This window comes from Kitasatospora sp. NBC_01266, from assembly GCF_036242395.1.
Lineage (GTDB): Bacteria > Actinomycetota > Actinomycetes > Streptomycetales > Streptomycetaceae > Kitasatospora.
Genome location: NZ_CP108458.1, coordinates 2,773,801 through 2,794,425, shown reverse-complemented (window position 1 = coordinate 2,794,425; position 20,625 = coordinate 2,773,801). Strand labels below are relative to the sequence as shown.

General features: G+C 73.4%; 17 protein-coding genes. 6 read left to right on the top strand and 11 right to left on the bottom strand.

What is annotated here, in order from left to right; all coding sequences use genetic code 11:
* Positions 1 to 16 precede the first annotated feature (16 nt).
* From OG403_RS11855 to OG403_RS11815, 9 genes are all read right to left on the bottom strand, one after another.
* Positions 17 to 1,471, bottom strand: a complete 1,455-nt coding sequence (locus OG403_RS11855) for an FAD-binding protein (protein WP_329563893.1) — start codon at positions 1,469 to 1,471, stop codon at positions 17 to 19.
* Complete coding sequence (locus OG403_RS11850) at positions 1,464 to 2,459, bottom strand: phosphotransferase (protein ID WP_329563892.1); 996 nt, start codon at positions 2,457 to 2,459, stop codon at positions 1,464 to 1,466. Before OG403_RS11850 ends, OG403_RS11855 begins: the two co-directional genes overlap by 8 nt.
* On the bottom strand, positions 2,456 to 3,739 hold the full coding sequence (locus tag OG403_RS11845; protein ID WP_329563891.1) for a hypothetical protein: 1,284 nt from the start codon (positions 3,737 to 3,739) through the stop codon (positions 2,456 to 2,458). Before OG403_RS11845 ends, OG403_RS11850 begins: the two co-directional genes overlap by 4 nt.
* A complete protein-coding gene (locus OG403_RS11840; protein ID WP_329563889.1) occupies positions 3,724 to 4,728 on the bottom strand; it encodes a transketolase family protein in 1,005 nt (334 codons plus the stop codon). The genes OG403_RS11845 and OG403_RS11840 overlap by 16 nt, the downstream gene beginning before the upstream one ends.
* Before the next feature lies 1 nt (position 4,729).
* Positions 4,730 to 5,599, bottom strand: a complete 870-nt coding sequence (locus OG403_RS11835) for a transketolase (RefSeq protein WP_329563888.1) — start codon at positions 5,597 to 5,599, stop codon at positions 4,730 to 4,732.
* Positions 5,596 to 6,333, bottom strand: coding sequence for a class I SAM-dependent DNA methyltransferase (locus OG403_RS11830; protein ID WP_329563886.1), 738 nt, complete (start codon positions 6,331 to 6,333; stop codon positions 5,596 to 5,598). Before OG403_RS11830 ends, OG403_RS11835 begins: the two co-directional genes overlap by 4 nt.
* 61 nt (positions 6,334 to 6,394) lie before the next feature.
* A complete protein-coding gene (locus OG403_RS11825; protein ID WP_329563885.1) occupies positions 6,395 to 6,571 on the bottom strand; it encodes a hypothetical protein in 177 nt (58 codons plus the stop codon).
* Between the two features lie 289 nt (positions 6,572 to 6,860).
* Positions 6,861 to 9,350, bottom strand: a complete 2,490-nt coding sequence (locus OG403_RS11820) for a hypothetical protein (RefSeq protein WP_329563883.1) — start codon at positions 9,348 to 9,350, stop codon at positions 6,861 to 6,863.
* Positions 9,351 to 9,413: 63 nt separating this feature from the next.
* Positions 9,414 to 10,520, bottom strand: coding sequence for a tRNA ligase subunit PheS family protein (locus OG403_RS11815; protein WP_329563881.1), 1,107 nt, complete (start codon positions 10,518 to 10,520; stop codon positions 9,414 to 9,416).
* Positions 10,521 to 10,786: 266 nt separating this feature from the next.
* Between OG403_RS11815 and OG403_RS11810 the strand changes: the two genes are divergently transcribed.
* Complete coding sequence (locus OG403_RS11810) at positions 10,787 to 11,719, top strand: LLM class F420-dependent oxidoreductase (RefSeq protein WP_329563880.1); 933 nt, start codon at positions 10,787 to 10,789, stop codon at positions 11,717 to 11,719.
* Positions 11,720 to 11,736: 17 nt separating this feature from the next.
* A complete protein-coding gene (locus OG403_RS11805) occupies positions 11,737 to 12,516 on the top strand; it encodes a class I SAM-dependent methyltransferase (RefSeq protein WP_329563878.1) in 780 nt (259 codons plus the stop codon).
* Positions 12,517 to 12,615: 99 nt separating this feature from the next.
* Here the strand turns inward: OG403_RS11805 and lysS are convergent, their stop codons facing one another.
* Together lysS and OG403_RS11795 are read right to left on the bottom strand one after the other, a co-directional pair.
* Positions 12,616 to 14,301: a lysine--tRNA ligase gene (gene lysS / locus OG403_RS11800; RefSeq protein WP_329563877.1), complete on the bottom strand. Its 1,686-nt coding sequence runs from the start codon at positions 14,299 to 14,301 to the stop codon at positions 12,616 to 12,618.
* A 59-nt stretch (positions 14,302 to 14,360) separates the two neighbouring features.
* Positions 14,361 to 15,401, bottom strand: a complete 1,041-nt coding sequence (locus OG403_RS11795; RefSeq protein ID WP_329563876.1) for a Gfo/Idh/MocA family protein — start codon at positions 15,399 to 15,401, stop codon at positions 14,361 to 14,363.
* Between the two features lie 164 nt (positions 15,402 to 15,565).
* Here OG403_RS11795 and OG403_RS11790 point away from each other — a divergent pair, with 164 nt between their 5' ends.
* The 4 genes from OG403_RS11790 (at position 15,566) to OG403_RS11775 (ending at position 20,606) form a co-directional block, all read left to right on the top strand.
* A complete protein-coding gene (locus OG403_RS11790) occupies positions 15,566 to 16,642 on the top strand; it encodes a helix-turn-helix transcriptional regulator (protein WP_329563875.1) in 1,077 nt (358 codons plus the stop codon).
* Positions 16,643 to 16,936: 294 nt separating this feature from the next.
* The gene (locus OG403_RS11785; protein ID WP_329563874.1) at positions 16,937 to 18,256 is read left to right on the top strand and encodes a DUF455 family protein; all 1,320 of its coding nucleotides are present in this window, start codon (positions 16,937 to 16,939) and stop codon (positions 18,254 to 18,256) included.
* Entirely contained in the window at positions 18,253 to 19,608 is a 1,356-nt protein-coding gene (locus OG403_RS11780) for a phenylacetate--CoA ligase family protein (protein WP_329563872.1), read from the top strand. The genes OG403_RS11785 and OG403_RS11780 overlap by 4 nt, the downstream gene beginning before the upstream one ends.
* Positions 19,609 to 19,613: 5 nt before the next feature.
* Entirely contained in the window at positions 19,614 to 20,606 is a 993-nt protein-coding gene (locus tag OG403_RS11775; protein ID WP_329563870.1) for an ABC transporter ATP-binding protein, read from the top strand.
* Positions 20,607 to 20,625: the final 19 nt, after the last annotated feature.

Here is a 20,625-nt window from a genome sequence, read left to right as displayed (position 1 = left end):
CGGCGGCGAGGGTTCGTCAGCCGTGCAGGATGGTCTGGGCGGCGGCCAGCCCGGTGGCGGCCCCGTAGGTGACGCCGATGATCTTCGAGGAGCAGTCGCCCACGAAGAACAGGCCCGGGGCGCTGGACTCCATGCCGTCGGACAGCTCGATCGCGGGGTAGACGCGCTCCACCACCGGCGCCGCCACCACGGATTCCGGCCCGCCGATCCCCGGGGCCAGCTCTTCGAGGCGCTCCACCATGCCGGCGATGTCGGCCACCCGGCGCGGGCCGAGCGCCTCGCGCAGGTCCACCCAGGCCGCGTGCACCAGGCTGGTCCGCGCGCTGCCGCCGCCATCGCGCCCGAGCAGTTCGGCCACCCGCTGGACCACCGGCCGACCGCCGCCGAGCGCGGTGATCCGGCGGGCGAAGCCCAGCGCGTACTCCGTTCCGTCCAGGCCGGCCGGCACGTCGACGGTGGTGATGATCCCGAAGTTGGTCCGCTCGGTGGGCGTGGTGAGGCAGTGCTGACCGTCCAGCACCACGGCGTCCATGAAGGCGTACTGCATCAGTCGGCCGCCCTCGCAGACGCAGAACGTCCGGACCGACTCGCCCTGTTCGTTGAGGTAGGCGAGCTTGGGGTTGTGGCACGAGGCGGTCAGCGGAGCCGCGGTGTCCCGGGGCGCCTCCAGTCGCACGCCCAGGTCGACCCGCAGCGGCGCGCGGTGCGCGACCTCGGCGTCGGCGAGCAGCGAACGGACCCAGCCGAGGCCCAGCTTGCCGACCGCGACCACCACGGCGCGGGCGCGCAGCACCCCGCCGAACTCGGCCGGCACCTCGACCCGCCACAGCCCGTCGCTCTCCCGCGAGACCCGCCCGGCCCGGCAGCCGAGCAGCAGCCGCAGGCCGTTCGCGCAGGCCTCGTTGGTCAGCGCGTCGACCACGGTGAGGGCCTCGTCCACGGTGATCGCCTGCGACACCGCGTCGTCGACCAGCGCGAAGCCGCCGGCGCCGGCCAGCGGACCGGCGGCCGGGCGCTCGGTCTGCGCCGGGGGCAGCCCGAGGCGGTACATCGAGGCGTAGACCTCCTCGACCGAGCGGGCCGCCCGGTCGAAGTCGCCCAGGGCGCGCTCCAGGCCGCTGTAGGTGCGGAAGCCGCCCTGCCCGTCCCGCTCGATCTTGGAGCGGGACAGCCCCTGCACATAGCCGAGGTTGATGTCGAAGTGGAACGCGGCGCCGCCGAGCCCGGTCAGGCAGGTGCAGCGGTTGCACTGGAGCCGGAACTTCTCCGCCGAGCGGACGGTGCGACCGTTCATCCGGGCGCTCACCCGGGGGCAGAGGCTGTCGCGCATCGTCCCGCCGGCCTCCAGCAGCGCCACCTTGGCCCCGCCGACCGCCAGCCGCCAGGCGGAGAACAGGCCCGCCGGGCCGGCCCCGATCACGATCGCGTCGAGCGGCTCGGTCCCGATCGGCGGCACCACCCAGTCAGTCATCGTCGCCTCCGTGCCACACCGTGCGCTCCTGCTGGAAACGGGCCGCGAAGGGGCCGTAGAAAAGATGGCCGGTCGGCCGGTGCTGCTTCTCGATGCGGTGGATCATCCACCGGCAGAAGAGCGGGAGCAGTTGGACGATGTCGTCCACCCGCTGCCCGGTGAGCCGCGCGTAGCGGCGCAGCGCCGAGGTGGCCGCCGCCCGGAACGCGTTCTCCCGGTGGAAGACCTGGTCGAAGAGCCAGTCGAAGCCGTGCTCCGGGTACTCGGGGAAGGCGGCCAGGGCGGCGGTGATGATCACGTTGAGCACGTCCAGCGCCGGCAGGCCGGCGTCCTGGTAGTCCTCCCAGTCGATGGCCGCCAGCCGGCCGTCCTGGTCCACCTGGAGGTTCCACGGGCCGAAGTCCCCGTGCACCGGTCCGACCAGGGCCCGCTCCAGCGCGCCCGCCAGGACGCCGTCCGGCTCCGGGAGGTCCGGCAGGAAGGCCGCCACCACCGACCGCGGGGTCACCCCCGGGCAGCCGGGGCCGCTCAGATGCAGCCGGGCCGCCAACTCGACGGCGTCCAGCAGCAGTCGGGCCCAGCCGGCCGGGCCGGCGGCGGCCATCGCGGTGGGCAGGTCCCGGGCCGGGACGTAGCTCATGACGAAGCCGTCGTGGCAGGTCCGGATCGGTCGCGGGAGCGGGACGACCGGCTCGCGCTGCGCGCCGAGGGCGCTGAGGATCCGCCACTCGCCGGCCACCATCCGGTCGGCCGGATCGAGCGGGATCTTGGCGACGTACCGGGGCACGCCGTCCACCGAGGAGCCGACGAAGAGCCGCTGGCAGGACTTGCGGGCGCTGCGCGGCACCCAGGAGCGGAACTCCAGCCGCTGCGCGGGCACGCCGTCCAGCTCCAGGTGGACGGCGGCCAGCGCGGCGGTCACCGAGGCCATCAGCTCCTGCTGGTCGGCCCCCGCTCCGCTCTCGGTGTCGCGGTCGATCGTGGTCATCGCGGTTCGCCGATCAGCCGCTCGGAGCGCAGCGAGTCGAAGGTCTCGGTCACCAGGGTGCCGAACGACGGGCCGTGCAGCAGTGCGCGCAACTCGGCCACGCCGTCCTGGCGTTCGGCCGGTCCCACCGCGAGGTACTGCTCGATCCGCTCGTTCATGCCGGCCCGGAAGCGCGCGTAGCCCTGCTCGGAGTCCAGCACGGTGCCGACCTGGTCGACGATCGCGGCGGTGCCCTCGAAGTCGTCGGCCGGGACGCGGTAGTCCTCGATCAGGCCGGAGAAGCGGGCGCCCAGCCGGTTGAACAGGGTTCCGTTCAGCTGCTCCAGGTTGACGATGTGGCCGTAGTGCTGTTCAGGCAGCGCCATCGGCAACTGGCCCAGCTGGAGCGACTCGTGAATGGCCGTCAGACCAGGCGTCAGCATGTAGTGGCGGGTCCCGGAGACCTCCTGCAGGAACTCCGGCTGCGGCATGCACTGGAACTCGGCCCGGCGCCCGGCCACCTCCACCTGGTGCTCGCGGCCCGCCCCGAAGGCGCCGCCGCAGACCGCCACCCGCTCGAACTGCGGCCAGTCGGCCAGCAGATCGGGCACCCAGCGGACGAACAGCCGCAGGTAGTCGTTGTGGTGGTCGTAGTCCAGCAGGAAGTTCTTGAAGCCGCCCAGGTTGATCACCAGGTCGTAGCGGGACGGCTTGCCCTTCACCACGCCGTGCAGCGTGCCCTCGTCGATGATCGCGCCGCTCAGGCTCATCCGGCGCACGCCGAGCCGGCTGATCTCGGCCACCCGGGCCGGCACGCCGGGGAAGTTCTGCACCACCGAGGCGTCGGCCAGCAGATGCGCGGCGTAGATCCGCTCGTGCGGGGAGAGGCCGGCGAAGTGGGCGTCCAGCGCCGCGTAGGAGTCGCGCGGGGCGGTGGCGCACAGCTCGGCGACCCGGGCCGGGTGCGGCACCTTCCAGAAGCCGAAGAGACTGTCCACCATCAGCACCGGGCGCCTGGCCACCACGGCCCGGAAGACCAGCTCCGCGCCCATCACCGAGACCACGCAGTCGCTCTCGGCGAGCAGCGGTTCGAAGCCGCCCAGCAGCGGACCGTCGCCGATCTCGGCGCTCTCCGGGATCTCGATGATCTCGTCGAACGCGTCCGCGTTGCGCCGGGCGAAGTCCGCCGCGACGGTCGTCCCGAGGAACGTCCGCTGGTGCTCCGAGAGCAGGCGCGAGATCGCGGTGAGTTTGGAGATCGGCCCAAAGCCGCAGCTCTGGGCGCCTAGGACGAAGCGCATGCAGTCACTCCAGGTTCGAAAGCGGGCTCGGTCAGGGCGCGCGAGATGGTGTGGGAGTCGATGCCGTAGAAGCGGAAGAGGTCGCCGCGGTCGGCCACCGGGGCCCGGCGCCCGTCCACCGCCAGCGGGACGAACCGGCCGTGCCACCGGCCGGCCAGCGCGAGTGCCGTGCCACTGGCCAGGCCGCCGGCCGCGAGGTGCTCCTCCACGGTGACCACCACCCGGGCGGTGCGGGCCGCGGCGGCGACCGCCGCGCTCGGGAAGGGCGCCACGCAGGTCAGGGCCAGGACCTGGACCGGCAGCCCGGTGGCGCGCACCTGCTCGGCCGCACGCAGCGCCTGCGGCACGGTCGCCCCGGTCGCCACCACCAGCGCGCCGCCCGGCTCGCCGAACTCGCGCGGCCGGGTGGCGGAGAACTCCTCGTCGCCGGTGAAGACGACCTCGTCCTCGCGCGCGCCCAGTCGGACGTACGCCGGGCCCGGCCAGGCCACCGCCTCGCGCAGCGCCCAGGCGGCATCGTGCACGTCCACCGGGCAGAACACCCGGGTGCCGGGCATCGCGGCCAGCGCGGCCAGATCCTCGGTCACATGGTGGGTGGCGCCGAGCGTTCCGTACCCGAGGCCGCCGCCGATCCCCACCAGGGTCACGTCCAGGCCCGGTTGGCAGACGTCGAGCCGGATCTGCTCGGCGGCGCGCCGCACCAGGAAGGGGGCCATCGTGCCGACCACCACGCGCCGTCCGGAACGGGCGATCCCGGCGGCCACCCCGACCAGGTTGGCCTCGGCGATGCCCACGTCGATGAACCGCTCGGGGTGGGCGCGCAGGAACCGCATGGCCAGCGCGTGGCCGTCCGCCGCGAGGACCACCAAGTCGTCGAAGCGGTCGCCGAGTTCGGCCAGCACCTCGGCACAGGCGGGACGCATCGCGCGGAACTCGGGGGTGCGGCTGTCGGGTCCGGCCGCCGGTGCGGTGTCGGTGAGCGGGACCATGTCAGTCCTCGACACCGTTGTCGGCAGCGGCGCCGACGGCGGCCAGCGCCTCGGTCAACTGCTCGGTGGAGAGCCGGCCGACATGCCATTCGGCACGGTGTTCCATGAACGGCACACCCTTTCCCTTGATCGTGTGGCAGAGAATCACCGAGGGCCGGTGCTGCTGCGCCCTCGCGTCGGCCAGGGCCCGCGCCAGGGCCTGGTGGTCGTGGCCGTCCACCTCGGCCGTGTGCCAGCCGAAGGCCCGCCACTTGTCGGCCAGCGGCGACAGATCCAGCACGTCGGCCGTCCGGCCCTCCTGCTGCATGCCGTTGGCGTCCACCAGGGCGACCAGCCGGCCCAGTCGCCGATGGGCCGCGAACATCACGGCCTCCCAGACCGAGCCTTCGTTCAACTCCCCGTCGCCCAGCACCACATGGACGATGCCTTGGTGTCCGTCCAGTCGGCCGGCCTCGGCCAGGCCGGCGGCCACGGAGAGTCCGTGGCCGAGCGAGCCGGTGGACACCTCGACGCCGTCGGTCTCCTCGTGCGGATGTCCGGGCAGCGGCCCGCGGTGGCCCTCGAGGTCGAGCACGCCCCGTTCGGCCAGCACGGCGTACAGGGCCCAGACCGCGTGGCCCTTGCTGAGGATCAGCCGGTCCCGGCCGGGATCGGCCGGCGAGCGGGGGGCCGGCCCCATCGCCTCGCAGACGGTGACCAGGATGTCGGCCACCGAGAGCGAGGGGCCCAGATGGACCGGCTGGTCGATGGCGAAGCGCAGGATCCGGCGGCGAACGGCCGCCGCCACCATGGGGGTTCCGGTCCGGTCGCCCCCGGGCCGACCGGCGCCGAGCGGCCGGCCGGGGTGGGTGACCGGAGCGGAACCGCTCACTGCTCGGGGCGCTGGTAGACCGAGACGTGCAGGCCGGACTGGGCGGTGAACGGGTCACGCGTCCAGCTGCCGAAGCGGTCGACCTTGCGCAGGCCGGCGAGCTGGGCCATCAGGTCCATCTCGGAGGGCCAGACGTACCGCAGGAACGCCGGGAAGAGCTCGACGCCGCCGTTCTTCAGGTGGATGTGCTGCTCGAGGATCTGCTGGGTCGACGGGTCGTGCTTGTCGGCCTCGATCAGCACGTGGTCCAGGCCGATGTCCAGGACATGGGCCCGGGAGTTGCGCTGGAACCGGGTCGGGTCGGGCATGAACGCCTCGACCACGAAGTAGCCGCCCGGCCGCAGCGCCGCCGCCGCGCTGCGGAAGCAGGAGACCTGCTGCTCCTGGGTCTGCAGGGCGTAGATGGTGTTGAGCACCAGGAAGGCGAGCGAGTAGTCCGGCTGCGCCTCGAAGGACGAGATGTCCGCCAGGGTGACCTGGATGTCGGCGCCGCCCTGCTTCTGCCGCATCTTGTCGATCATGTCCTGGGAGCTGTCCAGGCCGTGGATCTCGACGCCCCGCTCCGCCAGCGGGATGGCGAGCCGGCCGGTGCCGATGGCCAGTTCCAGGGCCGGGCCGTCGCCGGCCAGCTTGTGCAGGAAGTCGACGGCGTCGTCCGGTGCCGGCCAGGGCAGGCCGTCGTAGATCCCGCTCCAGCGCGTGCCGTAGGTCAGCGCATCCCAGTCGGTATTCACGTTCGCCAGGTCTCCTCTTGGCTCAGGAATTCTGATTCGGTTCTGGGGGACCCGGGTCGAATCACTCGGACCTCGCCGGCGACAGGATCGAATCGCCCCAGCTGGTGTCCCCGCCCAGCGGCGGATTAACGGCCGCGGCACTGATGTGGTGCGCCGCGGGCTGTGCCGCAATGGTCGTCGCGGCACCCAGAACCAGGCCCGCAACCGCGACCGCAGAGAAAATCGCCTTCGTAAACATGTGGGGTCCCTACGCTGCTGGATGAAAAGGGGTATCTGTGGCTGGGCCGGCCCTGTGGTTTTCGGTGGAGCGGCCTTGAAAAGGAATCTAGGCAGTACCCCAGGTGAAATCCACCGGCAGGTGGCAGGGAGAGGATGACAGACCCGAAAAGCACAGGGCAGCAAATCGGATTTCACGCTCAAAACGGTCATAGCGCACTCGAGCAACGCTTGCCGACCGGTCCGGAACAGCGCGATCGCCCGGCCGGTCTGGACCACCGGTCGGGCGATCGTCGTCGCGAGGGCCCGGCTCAGCCGTTCCCGGGGGCCACCGGTCCGCCGTCCTCGGCCGCCCGCCGCAGCGCCCCCAGCGCGGTCGCCGCGCCGGTCGCCCGGGCGCAGGCCTCGTCCACCTCGGGCCGCAGCGGGGTGTGGCGTTCGGTGCCCAGGCTCAGCCGCACGGTCAGGGCCCGGAGCCCGGCGGGCAGCTGCGGTCCCCGGTAGACGCTGCGCACCTCCAGGTCGCGCAGCAGCGGCGCGGTCGCCGCCCGGACGGCCGCCAGCACCTGGGCCACCGCGAGGCCGCCGGGCAGCAGGAAGGTCAGGTCGTGCTCGACGGCGGGAAACCGCGGCGGCGCGGTGACCAGCGGCGGCCGCTCGGGTGCGGCGAGCAGCGCGTCCAGGTCGAGCTCGGCGATCGCGAAGGACTGCCCGGCGGCGGCCGCGGCCCTGGCGAGCCGCGGGTGCAGCACCCCGAGCCGACCCACCTCGGCGCCGTCGGCCAGCACCAGCGCGCCGCTGCCGGGCTGGAAGCCGGCGAAGTCCGCGGCGACCAGCGTGAACCCGGCGGCCCCGGCCGCCAGCACCGCCGCCCGCAGCGCGCCGGCGACCTCGCGGACCGCCTGCTGGTTCGACTCCGCCCGCTCGCCCGCCGGCCCGTCGACCCGGCCGAGCAGCACCGCGAGCCGACCCGCCTCCGGCTCCTCGCCGCGCTCGGGCAGTACCACCGTGCCGGCCTCGAAGAGCGCGCAGCGGCGGGCCAGGCGCAGATTCGCGGTGGCGGCGGCGAGCAGCCCGGGCAGCAGGCTGCGGCGGACCTCCAGCGCGGCGCGCGGGGCGCCGCTCGGCTGCCCCGGGCCGAGCACCGGCAGCAACTGCCCGTACCAGTGCGGCGCGTCCGAGCGCAGCTCCTCGGGCACGGTGCCGTCCCGCACCGCCGGGCAGACCACTTCGCGGTAGCCCTGGCGGGCCACCGCGTCCCGGGCGGCCTCCCGGCGCAGCCGGCCACGGTCGCGGCGCGGGGCCACCGGGTCGCTGGGCACGGTGGCCGGCAGCGCGCGGTACCCGTGCAGCCGGGCCAGCTCGGTGGCCAGTTCTGCGGGGCCGGACAGATCAGGACGAAACGGCGGCACCGCGACCAGCAGCCCCTGCTCGCCGCTCTCCCGGGCCTGGGCGCCGATCCGCGCCAGCAGCGACCGGCACGCGGCACGACTCAGCGACGTGCCGAGCAGCCGGGCCACCTCCTCGACGTCCAGCGGGATCTCCCGGCGGGCGATGGCGGGCCCCTCGGCCAGGGCCACCGCCGACCGGCCGACCTGCGGCGCGGCCGCGCACAGCAGCGCCGCGACCCGCGCCACCGCGAGCGCGGCCGGCGCGGCCCCGCCGAGCGCCAGGCCGGCCGGGCCGACGGCGACGACCAGCAGGGTCGGCGCCGGAGCCCGCTCGGCGGGCCGGCGGCGGTCCTGGTCGAGGTGCCGCTCGAGCCGCACGCCCAGCGCCTCGGGCCACGGCACCGGCAGCTCTCCGGGCAGCGGGACCGCCGCGCCCTCGGCCGGCCCGCCCACGGTCACCTCGGGCGGCGCGGCCCCGGCGGCCACCGGGTACGCGCGCAGCTGGACGCCGTACTCGTACTGCGCGATCCGCAGCGCACTGCGCAGCCCGGCGGACTCGGCGGACCCGGCGGGCCCGGCGGCCGGTCCGGACCCGGTGACCGGTCCGGCGGCGTCGGACGGTTCGCCGGTACCGGCCGGCTCGTCGGGTGCGATCCCGGCCAGCGCCAGCCGCCCGTCGTACGCGGGCAGCCGCAGGTCCGCCGGCAGGCCGCTGAGCAGGGCGGCAGCCGCCTGCAGACCCGGTTCGGTGACCGCCAGCGGCACGGTCAGCGGCAGCAGCCGGCCCTCGGACCGGCGGGGCGCGAGGGTGCCCGGCGGCTCGAAGCCCGCCCGGGCCGCGATCTCGACCGCCAGGCCCCACAGCCCGCGGCAGTGGCTCAGCTCGGCGGGCACCTTGACGTGCAGGATCTCCTCCGCTGCTGCCGCTGCCCCGACCGGCAGCAGCAGTTGGACCGCCTCGCCCAGCACCGCGTCGGCCGGCAGCGGGCACGGCTCGTCGGCGCCGTCCAACCCGAGGTCGGCCCGGGTGCAGAGCCGCCCGCCGGGCGCGCCGCGCCGCGCGGCGGCCACCTTGCGCACGCCGTGCAGCACGTCCGGTGCGCCGCCGTCCTCGATGGCGAGCAGCCGGGCGCCGGCCAGTGCCACCGCCACCACGGAACCGGGCGCGGGTAGTCGGGCCAGGGCGGCCGGCACCTCGACGACCTGCGGCTCGGGCAGCGCCACCGTGAGGCGGCGGCCCGAGCCGCCGGGGTCCGCCAGCACCCGGGCCGCCACCACCCGGGGGTGCAGCCGGCCCAGCGGTTCGACGGCGGTGACGGTCACGCCGGCTTCGCCGAGCAGGTCGTCGACCGTGCGCGCGGACAACTCGCGGCCCAGGAAGGCGGTGAGCCAGGACAGGGGGATTCTCACGAGCCGGTCACCTCATCAGGCGGGTCATCGGGCGGTTCATCATCGGGCGGTTCATCGGGCGGATCATCGGACGAACTGGGTGAGAACGCGCAGGTCGTTCTGGAGGAAGTGCCGGATGTCGCGCAGGCCGTGCCGCAGCGCCAGCACCCGTTCCAGCGAGATGGCCAGTGCGAGGCCCCGGGTCCGCGCCGGGTCGCAGCCGATCCGCAGGATCTCGGGGACCAGCATGCCGCCGCCCATGATCTCCAGCCGCCCGCTGCCCCGGCACAGCTCGCAGCCCGCCGTGCCGCACGGCCGGCAGTCGACGTCCACGGCCACGCCCGGCGAGGCGTAGGGGAACGAGCGGAACCTGAACCGGGGGGCGAAGCCCGGCCCCATCACGTCCTCGACGAAGCCGAGGGTCAACCCCTTGAGGTCGCTGAGCCGGATCTGCGGCCCGAGCGCCACCACCTCGAACTGGTGGAACTGGGTGTGGGTGCGCGGGGTCGGCACGCCGTTGCGGAAGCACGGCCCGGTGACCACGAAGCGCATCGGCCCGGCCGGTCGCTCCCGTTCGAGCACGCCCGCCTGGGAGGCGGTGGTGTGGCTGCGCAGCAGTGTGTCGGCGCTGAGGTAGAAGCTGCGGTCCAGGCCCCTGGTCGGATGGTCGGCGGGGACCCCGAGGATGTCGAAGCTGTGCGCCACCGTCTCCACCCAGGGCGAGTCGAGGTGCGCGAAGCCGAGTTCGCCGAAGTGCCGCAGGCACTCCCGGGTGAGCAGGGTGATCGGGTGCAGCCCGCCGGGGTCCTGGTCCACCGGCGGCACGGTCGGGTCGATCCGCTCGTGCTCGAAGCGGGCCTCGGCGGCCGACCGGGCCGGCTCGGCGGCGGCCGAGGTCAGCTCCCGCAGCGCGTCGGCGAGCGCCTTGCCCAGTTCGGCCCGGCGCTCCCGGGGCAGTTCGCCGAGCCGGGCGCGGCAGCGGGCGAGCGGGGCGCGGCGGCCCAGGTGGTCGCGTTCCCAGCGGGCGAGTTCGTCGGGAGTCGGGGTGAGGCGGCGCAGCGCGCCCAGGGCCGCGTCCCGCAGGGCCTGGACGCCCGGCAGGTCCAGTGGCACCTCGGGCGGCGCGCCGTCGCGCGCCGTCGGGCCGGCCTCGGTGGCCCCGGACAGCGGGGGATCGGCGGACGACGACAACGGACGGTCCTTTCTGAAAACCTGCTCGACCCGGTCCGGCCCGTCATGGCGGCGCGGCCACCGTGAAACGAGCCGCCCGATACTGTCGGCAATCCTGGAACAGCGCTCTGCGGGCCGCAAGGCAGCAGGCCGGTAATCGGCTGGGAATCGGACCGGGAATCGGACGTTTTGGGGGGGCTTTGTCCGGTTCCTCCGGGGTGGCCAATTATTCCGTGGCAACCGGTCGCCACTGTTCTTCGCACCGCGAATCGGTCCACCATGGCGGAATGCAGCTGCGCATCTTCATCGAGCCCCAGCAGGGCGCTTCCTACGCGGCCCAACTGGCCGTTGCCAGAATCTCCGAGGATCTGGGATTCGAGGGATTCTTCCGGTCCGACCACTACCTGAGCATGGGGGCGGTGAGCGGCCTGCCCGGTCCCACCGACTCCTGGCTCACGCTGGCCGCCATCGCCCGGGAGACCTCCTCGATCCGCCTCGGGACGCTGATGTCCGCCGCCACCCTGCGGCCGCCCGGCGTGCTGGCCCTGCAGGTGGCCCAGGTGGACGAGATGTCCGGCGGCCGGGTCGAACTGGGCCTGGGCACCGGGTGGTACGAGGCGGAGCACCGGGCCCTGGGCCTGCCGTTCCCGGCGCGCCGGTTCGGCCTCCTGGAGGAGCAGCTGCGGATCATCAAGGGCCTGTGGACCACGCCGCCGGGCGAGCTCTTCGACTTCGCGGGCGAGCACTACACGCTCAGCGGGAATCCCGCGCTGCCCCGCCCCGTCCAGCGGCCGCACCCGCCGCTGCTGGTCGGCGGCAAGGGCCCGCGCCGCACCCCGGCACTCGCCGCCCGGTACGCCGACGAGTACAACATCGGCTTCGTCCGGGCCGAGGAGGCCCGCCTGCAGTACCAGCGGACCAGGGACGCCTGCGAGGCGATCGGCCGCGATCCCGAGGAGCTCTGCTACTCCGTCGCGCTGGCGGTCTGCGCCGCCACGAGCGAGGCGCGGCTGGCCGAGCGGGCGGACCGGGTCGGGCGCGGGGTGGCCGAGTTGCGCGCCACCGGGCTGGCCGGGTCGCCGGCCGAGATCGTCGACAAGATCGGCAGTTATGCGCGGGCCGGCGCGCAGCGGATCTACCTGCAGCTCCTGGACCTGGACGACTGGGACCAACTGGAGCTGCTGGCCCATCATGTGATGCCCCAGGTGTCCGCCGAGTGAAGGAGCGCCAGAGAACCATGACGATCGACACCAGCGACCACTACAACGTGGCCGGCCAGGAGGACGGGCGGCTGTCCAGGACGCCGCACGGCAGGCTGGAGTTCCTGCGGACCCAGGAGCTGCTGCGCCGGGTGCTGCCGCCCGCGCCCGCCCGGGTGCTCGACGTGGGCGGCGGGACCGGCGCGCACGCGCGCTGGCTCGCGGCGGACGGCTACCAGGTGGCGCTGGTCGACCCGGTCGCCGGCCACGTCGAGGCGGCGGCGCTGATCCCCGGGGTGGCGGCGGAGCTGGGCGACGCCCGGGAGCTGACCGCGGCGGACCACAGCGCCGACGTGGTGCTGATGCTCGGCCCGCTCTACCACCTGGTGGACGCCGCCGACCGGCAGCGGGCGCTGGCCGAGGCGCGCCGGGTGCTGCGGCCCGGCGGGCTGCTGGCCGCGGCCGGCACCAGCCGCTACATCACGCTGCTGGAGGCCGGCAGCGGCGGGCGGTTGGACGCGGGGATCGCCGAGCGGGTGGCGCGGACGCTGCGCACCGGCGAGTACGACGGCCATCTCGGCTTCGTCCCGGCCCACTTCCACACCGCCGAGGAACTGCACGCCGAGCTGCGTGCGGCGGGGCTCGCGGAGATCTCGGTGTACGGCGTGGAGGGACCGGTCTGGCCGGCCCTGGACGTGGCCGGCAACGACGCGTTCGACGCGCACGTCGAGGCGGCGCTGCACAGCGCCAGGCTGGTGGAGCGCGACGCCCTGCTGGTCAACGCCAGCGCGCACCTGCTGGCCGTCGCCCGCGGCTGAGCCGCGCGGCCGAACGCCTGTTGCCTGAACCCGCTCGGCCGAGCGGGTTCAGGCAACAGGCGTGCTCCAGCAGTCGGCCTCAGGACCGCGGCCGGGGCCTCAGGACAGCAGGCCGACCGTGCGCTCACGGCCCAGCGCGAGCAGCAGCGTGGGCAGCCGCGGGCCGGTGTCCCGACCCACCAGCAGCTGGTACAGCAGGATGAAGAACTCCCGCTGCGCCACCTTCAGTTCGGGCGTCGGAGCCGCGTCGGCGGCCAGCCCCGCGCGCAGCTTCGGCACGGCGTAGAGCACCGAGGTCAGGTCCGCCAGGTTCCAGCGCTCGGGCAGCCGCTCCAGCAGCAGGTCGAGCGAGGCGCGCTGGTCGTCGGTGAGCGACTTCAGCAGCTCGCGGTCGAGTTCGCTGCGGATGTGGGTGCGCGACTCGGCCGGGACGTGGGTGGCCACCCACTGCCGGGCCAGCGTCAACCGGGGCTCGATGTCCGCCAGCCGCAGCTCCTCGGCACCGGACTCGGCCTGCTGCAGGATGCGCAGGATCTGCTCGTCGCTGCCCGCCGTGACGTCGTGGATCGACGCCAGGGTGCGGAACGCGACCCGGCGGCGCGGCTGCGGCAGCGGTCCCGCGCCGGTGGCGGCCGACAGCGCGCCGAGCGCCTGGTCGGTGGGGGAGGCGCTGCCCTGGTCGATCCGGCGCTGCAGCGCGTCCCACTCGTCGTACAGCCGGCCGACCTCGTCCCCGAAGTCGATGGTGATCGACTGGTTGGGGCGGCGGCGGGTGTACAGCCAGCGCAGCACCGGTGCCTCGATGACGGCCAGCGCGTCGGCGGGGGTGGGCGCGCCGCCCCGGGAGCCGCTCATCTTCGCCATCCCGCGCACGCCGACGAACGAGTACGGCAGGTACACCGGGGCGTTGCCGCCGAACACCGTCGCCACCAGCTCGCGACCGACCGAGAAGGAGGAGCCCGGGCTGGAGTGGTCGTTGCCGCCGGCCTCGAAGAGCACACCCTCGAACGCCCAGCGCATCGGCCAGTCGACCTTCCAGACCAGCTTCCCGCCGTGGTCCGTGCTCAGGTCGACCGTGTCGGTGTGCCCGCAGTCGCACCGGTAGTGGGCGACCGGCTCCTGGTACTCGGTGATCGCGGTCGAGTCCCGGCCGCAGGCGCGGCAGTACACCCGGTAGGGGAAGTACCCGCCGGTGCCGGTGGCCGTGTCCTCCTCGCCCGCCACCCCGTCGTCCAGGACGGCGGTCACCCCGTCGCCGAGGTCCTCGGCGGCCGGCTCGCCCGGCTTGGTCCGGAACCGGCCGAGCAGCTGGTCGATCGTGCTCCGCTCGCGCATCGCGTGCAGCACCTGCTCACGGTAGGCGCCGGCCGCGTACATCTCGCTCTGGCTGATCTCCCGGACCTCGACCTGGAGTTCGGCCAGTGCCCGGCGGAACGGCTGCTTGAAGTGCTCGGCCCAGGAGGCGTGCTCCCCGCAGGGGTCGGGCACCGCGGTGAGCGGCCGGCCGATGTGCTCGGCGAACTCGTCGGCCAGGCCGGCCGGCACCTTGCGCAGGCGGTCGTAGTCGTCCCAGGACAGGATGTGCTCGCAGGCCACGCCGCGGGACTTGATCTCCTCGGCCACCAGGTGCGGCACCATCAGCTCGCGCAGGTTGCCGAGGTGGACGGGGCCGGACGGGCTCACCCCGGAGGCGCAGACGATGCGGTCCGCCCCCCGCCGCTCGGCCTCGCGGATCACCTGGTCGGCGGTGTGCGCCACCCAGCTCTGGTTCACTGACGGAGGCACAGATCTCTCCAATGTCAACGGGCGTGTTCAAGGGATGCGTTTGAGCGGGAGCGTACTACCTACCGCAGGGCCTTCGCCGAGGCCGACCGCTCGTACAGGCCCAGCACGGTGTCCAGCGTCCCGATCGCGTCGCGCGCGGTGGAGAGCATCGGCCGGCCGCCGCGCACGCTCTGGGCGAAGTCGGCGATCTGCCGGCGGTGCGAGATGCCGTAGTAGTCGATGCCCGGCGCCTCGGTGGTCGCGGTGCGGGCCTGCTCGGCGGCCACCCGGCGCTGGAGTTCCGCCGAGCCCGACCAGTGGTGCAGGCTGCCGGGGTGGTCCAGGTCGAAGGTGACCGAGCCGAGCGCGCCGACCACCTCGATCCGGGTCCGCCAGTCCACGCTGCTCGCCACGGTCACGTTCATGGTGACCGGCACGCCGTCGGCGGTGAGCAGCGCGCTGAGCGTCTCCTCGGTCTCGATCACGTCGGCCAGCACCTTGGTACGGGTCACCGCGGCGCGCACGTCCAGGTCGCCGCAGATCCAGCGGACCGTGTCCAGGCAGTGGTAGCCCTGGTTGATCAGGGCCGAGCCGCCCTCGCCGTCGAGCGTCCCGCGCCAGTAGCTGTCCGCGTAGTAGCTCTGCGGCCGGCTGCTCTGCAGGTTCACCGAGACGTAGAGCAGCTCGCCGAGCAGCCCCTCGCGCACCCAGTCGCGGACGGCTACGACCAACGGGTCGTAGCGGTGCTGGGCGACCACCGACAGCAGCCGGTCGTTGGCCGCCGCGCACGCCACCATGCGGTGGGCGTCGGCCGAGTCGGTGGCCATCGGCTTCTCCACCAGTACGTGCTTGCCGGCCTCCAGGAACGCGATGGCCAGCTCGGCGTGCTGGCGGTGGTCCACCGTGACGGAGACGCTGGTCAGCGCCGGATCGTCGAGCAGCTCGCGCCAGTCGGTGGACACCCGGGGTATGCCGTGCTCGGCGGCGAACGCGGTGGCGGTCGCCGCCGCGCGGTCGCAGGCCCAGGCCACGGTCCAGTCCGGCACCGACCGGAATCCGTCGACGTGGTTGGGCGCCACTCGGCCGCAGCCGACGATCGCATGGGAATGGGGAATCGCCACTGTCGAATCAGTCCTTACGGAAGAAGGATGCCGTCGGCTCCCCGGCCGACAAGCACAGGTCAGATGCGGTTACTGCCTTGTAGGATCACGGTCGGGTCGACGGCCGGGCGGGCGGTCCTGACTCGTTTGTCCCCCCACGACCCGCATACAGGTGAGGGCGAGATATGACCAGCCTCGATCTTGGTGGACCGTCGAACCTGGACGAACTCCACACGGTTGTCTACCAACATGTGATGGAGACCCGGGAGTTGGACATCGCCGGGTTGATGGTCGCGCTCGACCGAAGCCGGGAGGAACTGGAGCAGGCCCGGGACACCCTGGTTGAGCTGCAGTTGCTCGTCCCCAGTGCGGAGGGGGACGGGCGGTGGACGGTGGTCAGCCCTGATGTCGCCAAGGCCCGTGTCGTCGATCCGCTGGAGAACAAGATACGGCACCAGGCCGTGCTGGCAGAGCGGATGCGCAGACAGATCCAGGCGCTCGTTCCGGTCCACGAGGCCTACCGCCGTAAGGAATCCCGGGGCCAGGCCATTGACATCGTGTCCGATCTGGCCGTCGTGAATCTATTGCTGAACGCCGAGAGTGACAAGTGCACCCGGGAGGTTCTCACCCTGCAGCCCGGCGGCGGGCGTTCGCCGGAGCGGCTGGCGCTGGCACTGGAACGGGACCGGGCGATGCTGGAGCGCGGCGTGCGGATCCGGACGGTGTACCAGCACGCGGCCCGCTACGACCTGCCCACCCAGGGGTACGTGGAGACGCTGACCCAGGCCGGCGGGGAGTTCCGCAGCGTGGACGAGGTGCCCGACCGGCTGGTCATCTTCGACCGGAGCACCTGCTTCGTGCCGATCCGGCCGCTGAGCGGGCACGGGGAGCTCAGCGCGGACGACCCCGGCCGCGGTGAGGCCGCCGCCGTGATCCGGGACCCGCAGGTCACGGCCTTCATGGTCCGGCTCTTCGGCGTCCTGTGGGACCAGGCCCAGCCGTTCGACCCGACCTTCCCGCAGCCGAAGTTCATCACCGACCACCAGCGCCGGATGATCCTGCGGCTGATGGCCACCGGCGCCAAGGACGAGGTGGTGGCCCGGCGACTGGGCATGTCGGTGCGCACCTGCCGGCGCCACATCTCCGACCTGACGCAGGCGTTGGGGGCGGAGAGCCGGTTCCAGGCCGGCGTGATCGCCGCCAGCCTGGGACTGCTGTCGAGCACGGAGGAGGTCGGCCCCAGGGAGGCCGAGGGCGCCTGATACCGGGTATCACGGGGTATGCCCGATTTGCGGGCCTGGGTGCTTGCTGTCTGTCAGGATTTTCGGGATCCGGTCGAGCGACCGGAGTCGGCTCGGCGCTATAGGTTCCGGGTATCGGTGCTGTCGGGGAACCGCCCACTCCCGGGCAGCACATCCGTAGTTTCGGCTCGAAAATCCCTGGTGCACCGTTGTCGGATTCACGGGCCGTCGCGAGTCGCCTGCTCCCGCCCTCTGCCGGGAGCGGCCCCGACGGCAGCGGCCGAAGACCAGTGCACACGAGCGGCAAGGAATCCTGTGAACTCCGAGGCCATACCTGTCACCCCCGCCATCGACTCGCCCGCCATCGACTCCCTCGTCATCAGCGAACTCGCTGACTTCGAACTGCGGCTCTACCACGGCGCCTTGCTGGCCGGCCGACTGCTGGCCGGCTTCGCGCCGAGGCTGGGGGACATCCCGCCCCGGGCCGCGCTGGTCAGTGCCGTCAACAGCCTGATCGGCCAGGCCGAGCTGCTGCACACGCGGATCGGTGAACTCCGGGTCCCACGGGAGAAGATGGGCCGCCCCTCGGTGGCGGCCGTCGAGCAGGCGGCCGAGCTGGCCCGGGCGGACGATCCGCAGCGGGCGCTGGCCTGGGGACAGGCGCTGCTGCGGGGACTGGCCCGACTGCACGCCTCGGCCAGGGACAACTGCACGGCCGAGACCACCTACCACGACCGGCGACTGCACGAGCGCTGCCGGGTGCTGGCCGAGGACGGGTTGACCCGGTTCGCCGAACTCGGGCTGCCGGCGGCCGACCTGGGCGACTACCTGAGCGCCCCGCACCAGGCCGGCGCCTCGGTCACCCCCACCGGAACCGTCGAACTCCCGCTGGTGGCCTGCCCGGCGCGCGCCTACCCGAGCTGGGCGCCTCGGGTGCCCGCGATCGGCGGGCAGATGCCCGACCCGGACCCGTCCAAGCTGGACGACGAAACGGTCGTCTACCTGCTGCGCAAGGGCGTGCAGATCGAGTTCATCGCCACCGACGTCCCGCTGCGCAGCATGGCCGACTTCGCCGATCTGCCGCTGGGCTTCTACACCGACATGAACCGGCACGCGCACGACGAGATGCGCCACACCCACCTGCTCTTCAGCGAGTTGGCCGCGATGGGGGTGGACTACAAGCAGTTCCCCTACCGCGACCCGGACCTCTACGCCGCGATGGCCGGCCAGCCGCTCGACCACCGCATGATCGTGCTGAGCCGCACCGGCGAGGACGCCGCGATCGAGGTGTTCGGCAACGCCGTGCCCAAGCTGCGCGCGGCCGGCTACGAGTCGGTCGCCATCATGTTCGACCACGTGCTCGCCGACGAGCTGCGCCACGTCACCTACGCCAACCGCTGGCTCGGCCACCTGTACGACGGTGACGACCTGGCGGTGGAGGCGGCCACCGAGCGCTGCCTGATCCGGCACAACGAGATCGTGGACGAGGTCGGCCTGGGCGACTACGCCAAGCGCGAGCCGGACCACATGGCCTTCCGCGGCCGGGGCCGGCCCAACCTCGAACTGCGCGCGATGGCCGGCTTCTCCGAGCGGGACCTGCAGCGCCTGAGCGCCGCCTCCGGCGGTGCCCGGTGACCGCCGCCACCGCGCGGGCCGGCCGGCACGCCAAGTCGGCGTTCCGCGACCAGCTGCTGGCCCTGACGATCGACAACGCCCGGACGGTGCCGTTCTACCAGGAGCACTGGAAGGGCGTGGACCTCTCCTCGGTGCGCACCGTCGCCGAGCTGCCGGCGCTGCCGACCATCACCAAGGCGACCCTGCGCGAGAGCGAACTGTCCGCACTGCGCGACGACCTGACGATCAGTCAGGTCGCCCACTCGACCGGGACGACCGGCCGGCCGTTCATCCGGTACCGCTCGGCCGAGGAACTCAAGGCGCTCTCCGACTACTCGGACGCGGTGCGCGAGACCACCGCGCAGAAGAGCGGTGTGCCGCAGCGGCGTTCGATCATGTTCTCGGCCATGCCGATGGCGATCCACGGCAGCGTCGGCAGCACCACGATCACCGATCTGCGGCTGGCCGTCGACGCCTTCTCGGACCGCGGCCTGGAGCGCACGGTCACCACGCTCACCCGGGACGGCCTGCTGCCGCAGGCGGAGCGGTTCGACCGCCGGCTCTGCGGCAACCCCGCCGCGCTGCTGCTGATCACCGACGCCCTGCTGGCCGCCGGGATCGATCCCGCCGGGCTCGGCATCCAGCGCCTGGTGAGCCTGAGCGACGTGCTGCCGGCCGGTCAGCGCCGCACCCTGCTCGAGGCCTGGGGCGGGGCGGAGCTGCGCGACCGGTTCAGCCTCTCCGAGCTGATCGGCGGCGCCACCCGCTGCGCGGCCTGCGAGGCCTTCCACTTCGACCCCACCGTGGTGCCCGAGGTGCTGCGGCTCGACGCGGACGAGCCGCTGGCCGAGGGGATCGGCGAACTCACCCTCACCGAGCTCTTCCCGTTCTCGCAGATCCAGCCGATGATCCGGTACCGCACCGGTGACCTGGTCCAGCTGGTGGCGAGCGACTGCGAGCCGGGCGAGGTCTCGATCCGCCTGCTCGGCCGGGTCCCGTTCACCCCGTTCGTCGAGTCCGGCGGGCGGCGGCGTCCGGTCCTGTCGCCCTTCCTGCTGGCCGAGGCACTGGAACGGCTGCCGGAGGTGGCGCTGGGCGACCTGCGCGGGCCGAACTCCGCGCGCGGCGCGCTGCGCCAGGGCAAGCCGCTGGCCCGCCTGGAGTGGGCGCCCGAAGGGGCCGGTGGCCGGCTCTCGCTGCAGGTCGCCACCGCCTTCGACCCGCGCTTCTTCGCCGCCGAGGCCGCCGAGTTCGGCAAGCGGGTGACCGCGCTGCTGGAGCAGCTGGTGCTGCCCGGTGTCGAGTCGGCCGAGCTGTCGATCGACGTCACCACGCACCGGGCCGATGAGGTCGTGCCGCAGTGGATCGAGTAGCCACCGTGGCAGGCGTGCGGCCGGCCCCCGGCGAGCGCCTGCGGGGGACCGCCGGCGCGCCGGGCCCGGCCCGCGCCGTGGAGGTGGCCGGGTTGCGCCGGGACTACCGGCGGGACGGGCGCACCGCCGTGGCGCTGGACGCGGTGGACCTCCACGTGGACTACGGGGAGGTGCTGGGAGTGCTCGGCGTCAACGGCGCCGGCAAGACCACGCTGATCAAGATCCTGGCCACCCTGCTCACCCCCACGGCGGGCCGGGCCACCGTGGCGGGCCTGGACGTGGTGCGCGACCACAAGGCGGTCCGCCGCCAGGTCTCGCTGGTGCTCGGCGGCGACCGCGGCCTGTATCCGAGGCTCTCGGCCCGCGACAACCTGGCCTTCTTCGGCCTGCTGGCCGGCCTGCGGACCCGCGAACTGGCCTCTCGCTCCACCGAGTTGCTCACCCAGGTGGGTCTGCTGGAGGCGGCCGACCAGCGGGTGGAGACCTTCTCCAAGGGCATGCGCCAGCGGCTGCACATCGCGATCGGCCTGGTCTCCCGGCCCCGGGTGCTGCTGCTGGACGAGCCCACCCTGGGGCTGGACCCGGAGGAGGCCGAGCGGTTCCGGCAGAACGTCAGGGCGCTCTGCGGTGAGGGCATCGCGGTGATCCTGACCAGCCACTACCTGCTCGACATCGACCGGATGGCCGACCGGGTGGTGATGCTGCACGACGGCCGGATCAGCCACACGCTGACCATCGAGGAGTTCCGCGCCTCGGCGGACACCGTCGCCACCGTGGCGGTGCGCGGCGGCGGACCGCGCCCCGAGTTCCGGCTGCCCGCCGCGCTGCCGGTGAACTGGTCGCAGTCGGGGGACGGCTGGGCGGCGGAGATCATGCTGCCGGACTGGAACCCGGCCCATCTGGCCGCCATCGGCCAGGCGTTGGAGGGCGCGCAGGTGACGGACTTCCAGGTGCTGCCGGTGGCGCTGGACGACGTGTTCTCGAGGATGCTGCGATGAACGGGATGCCGCGATGAAC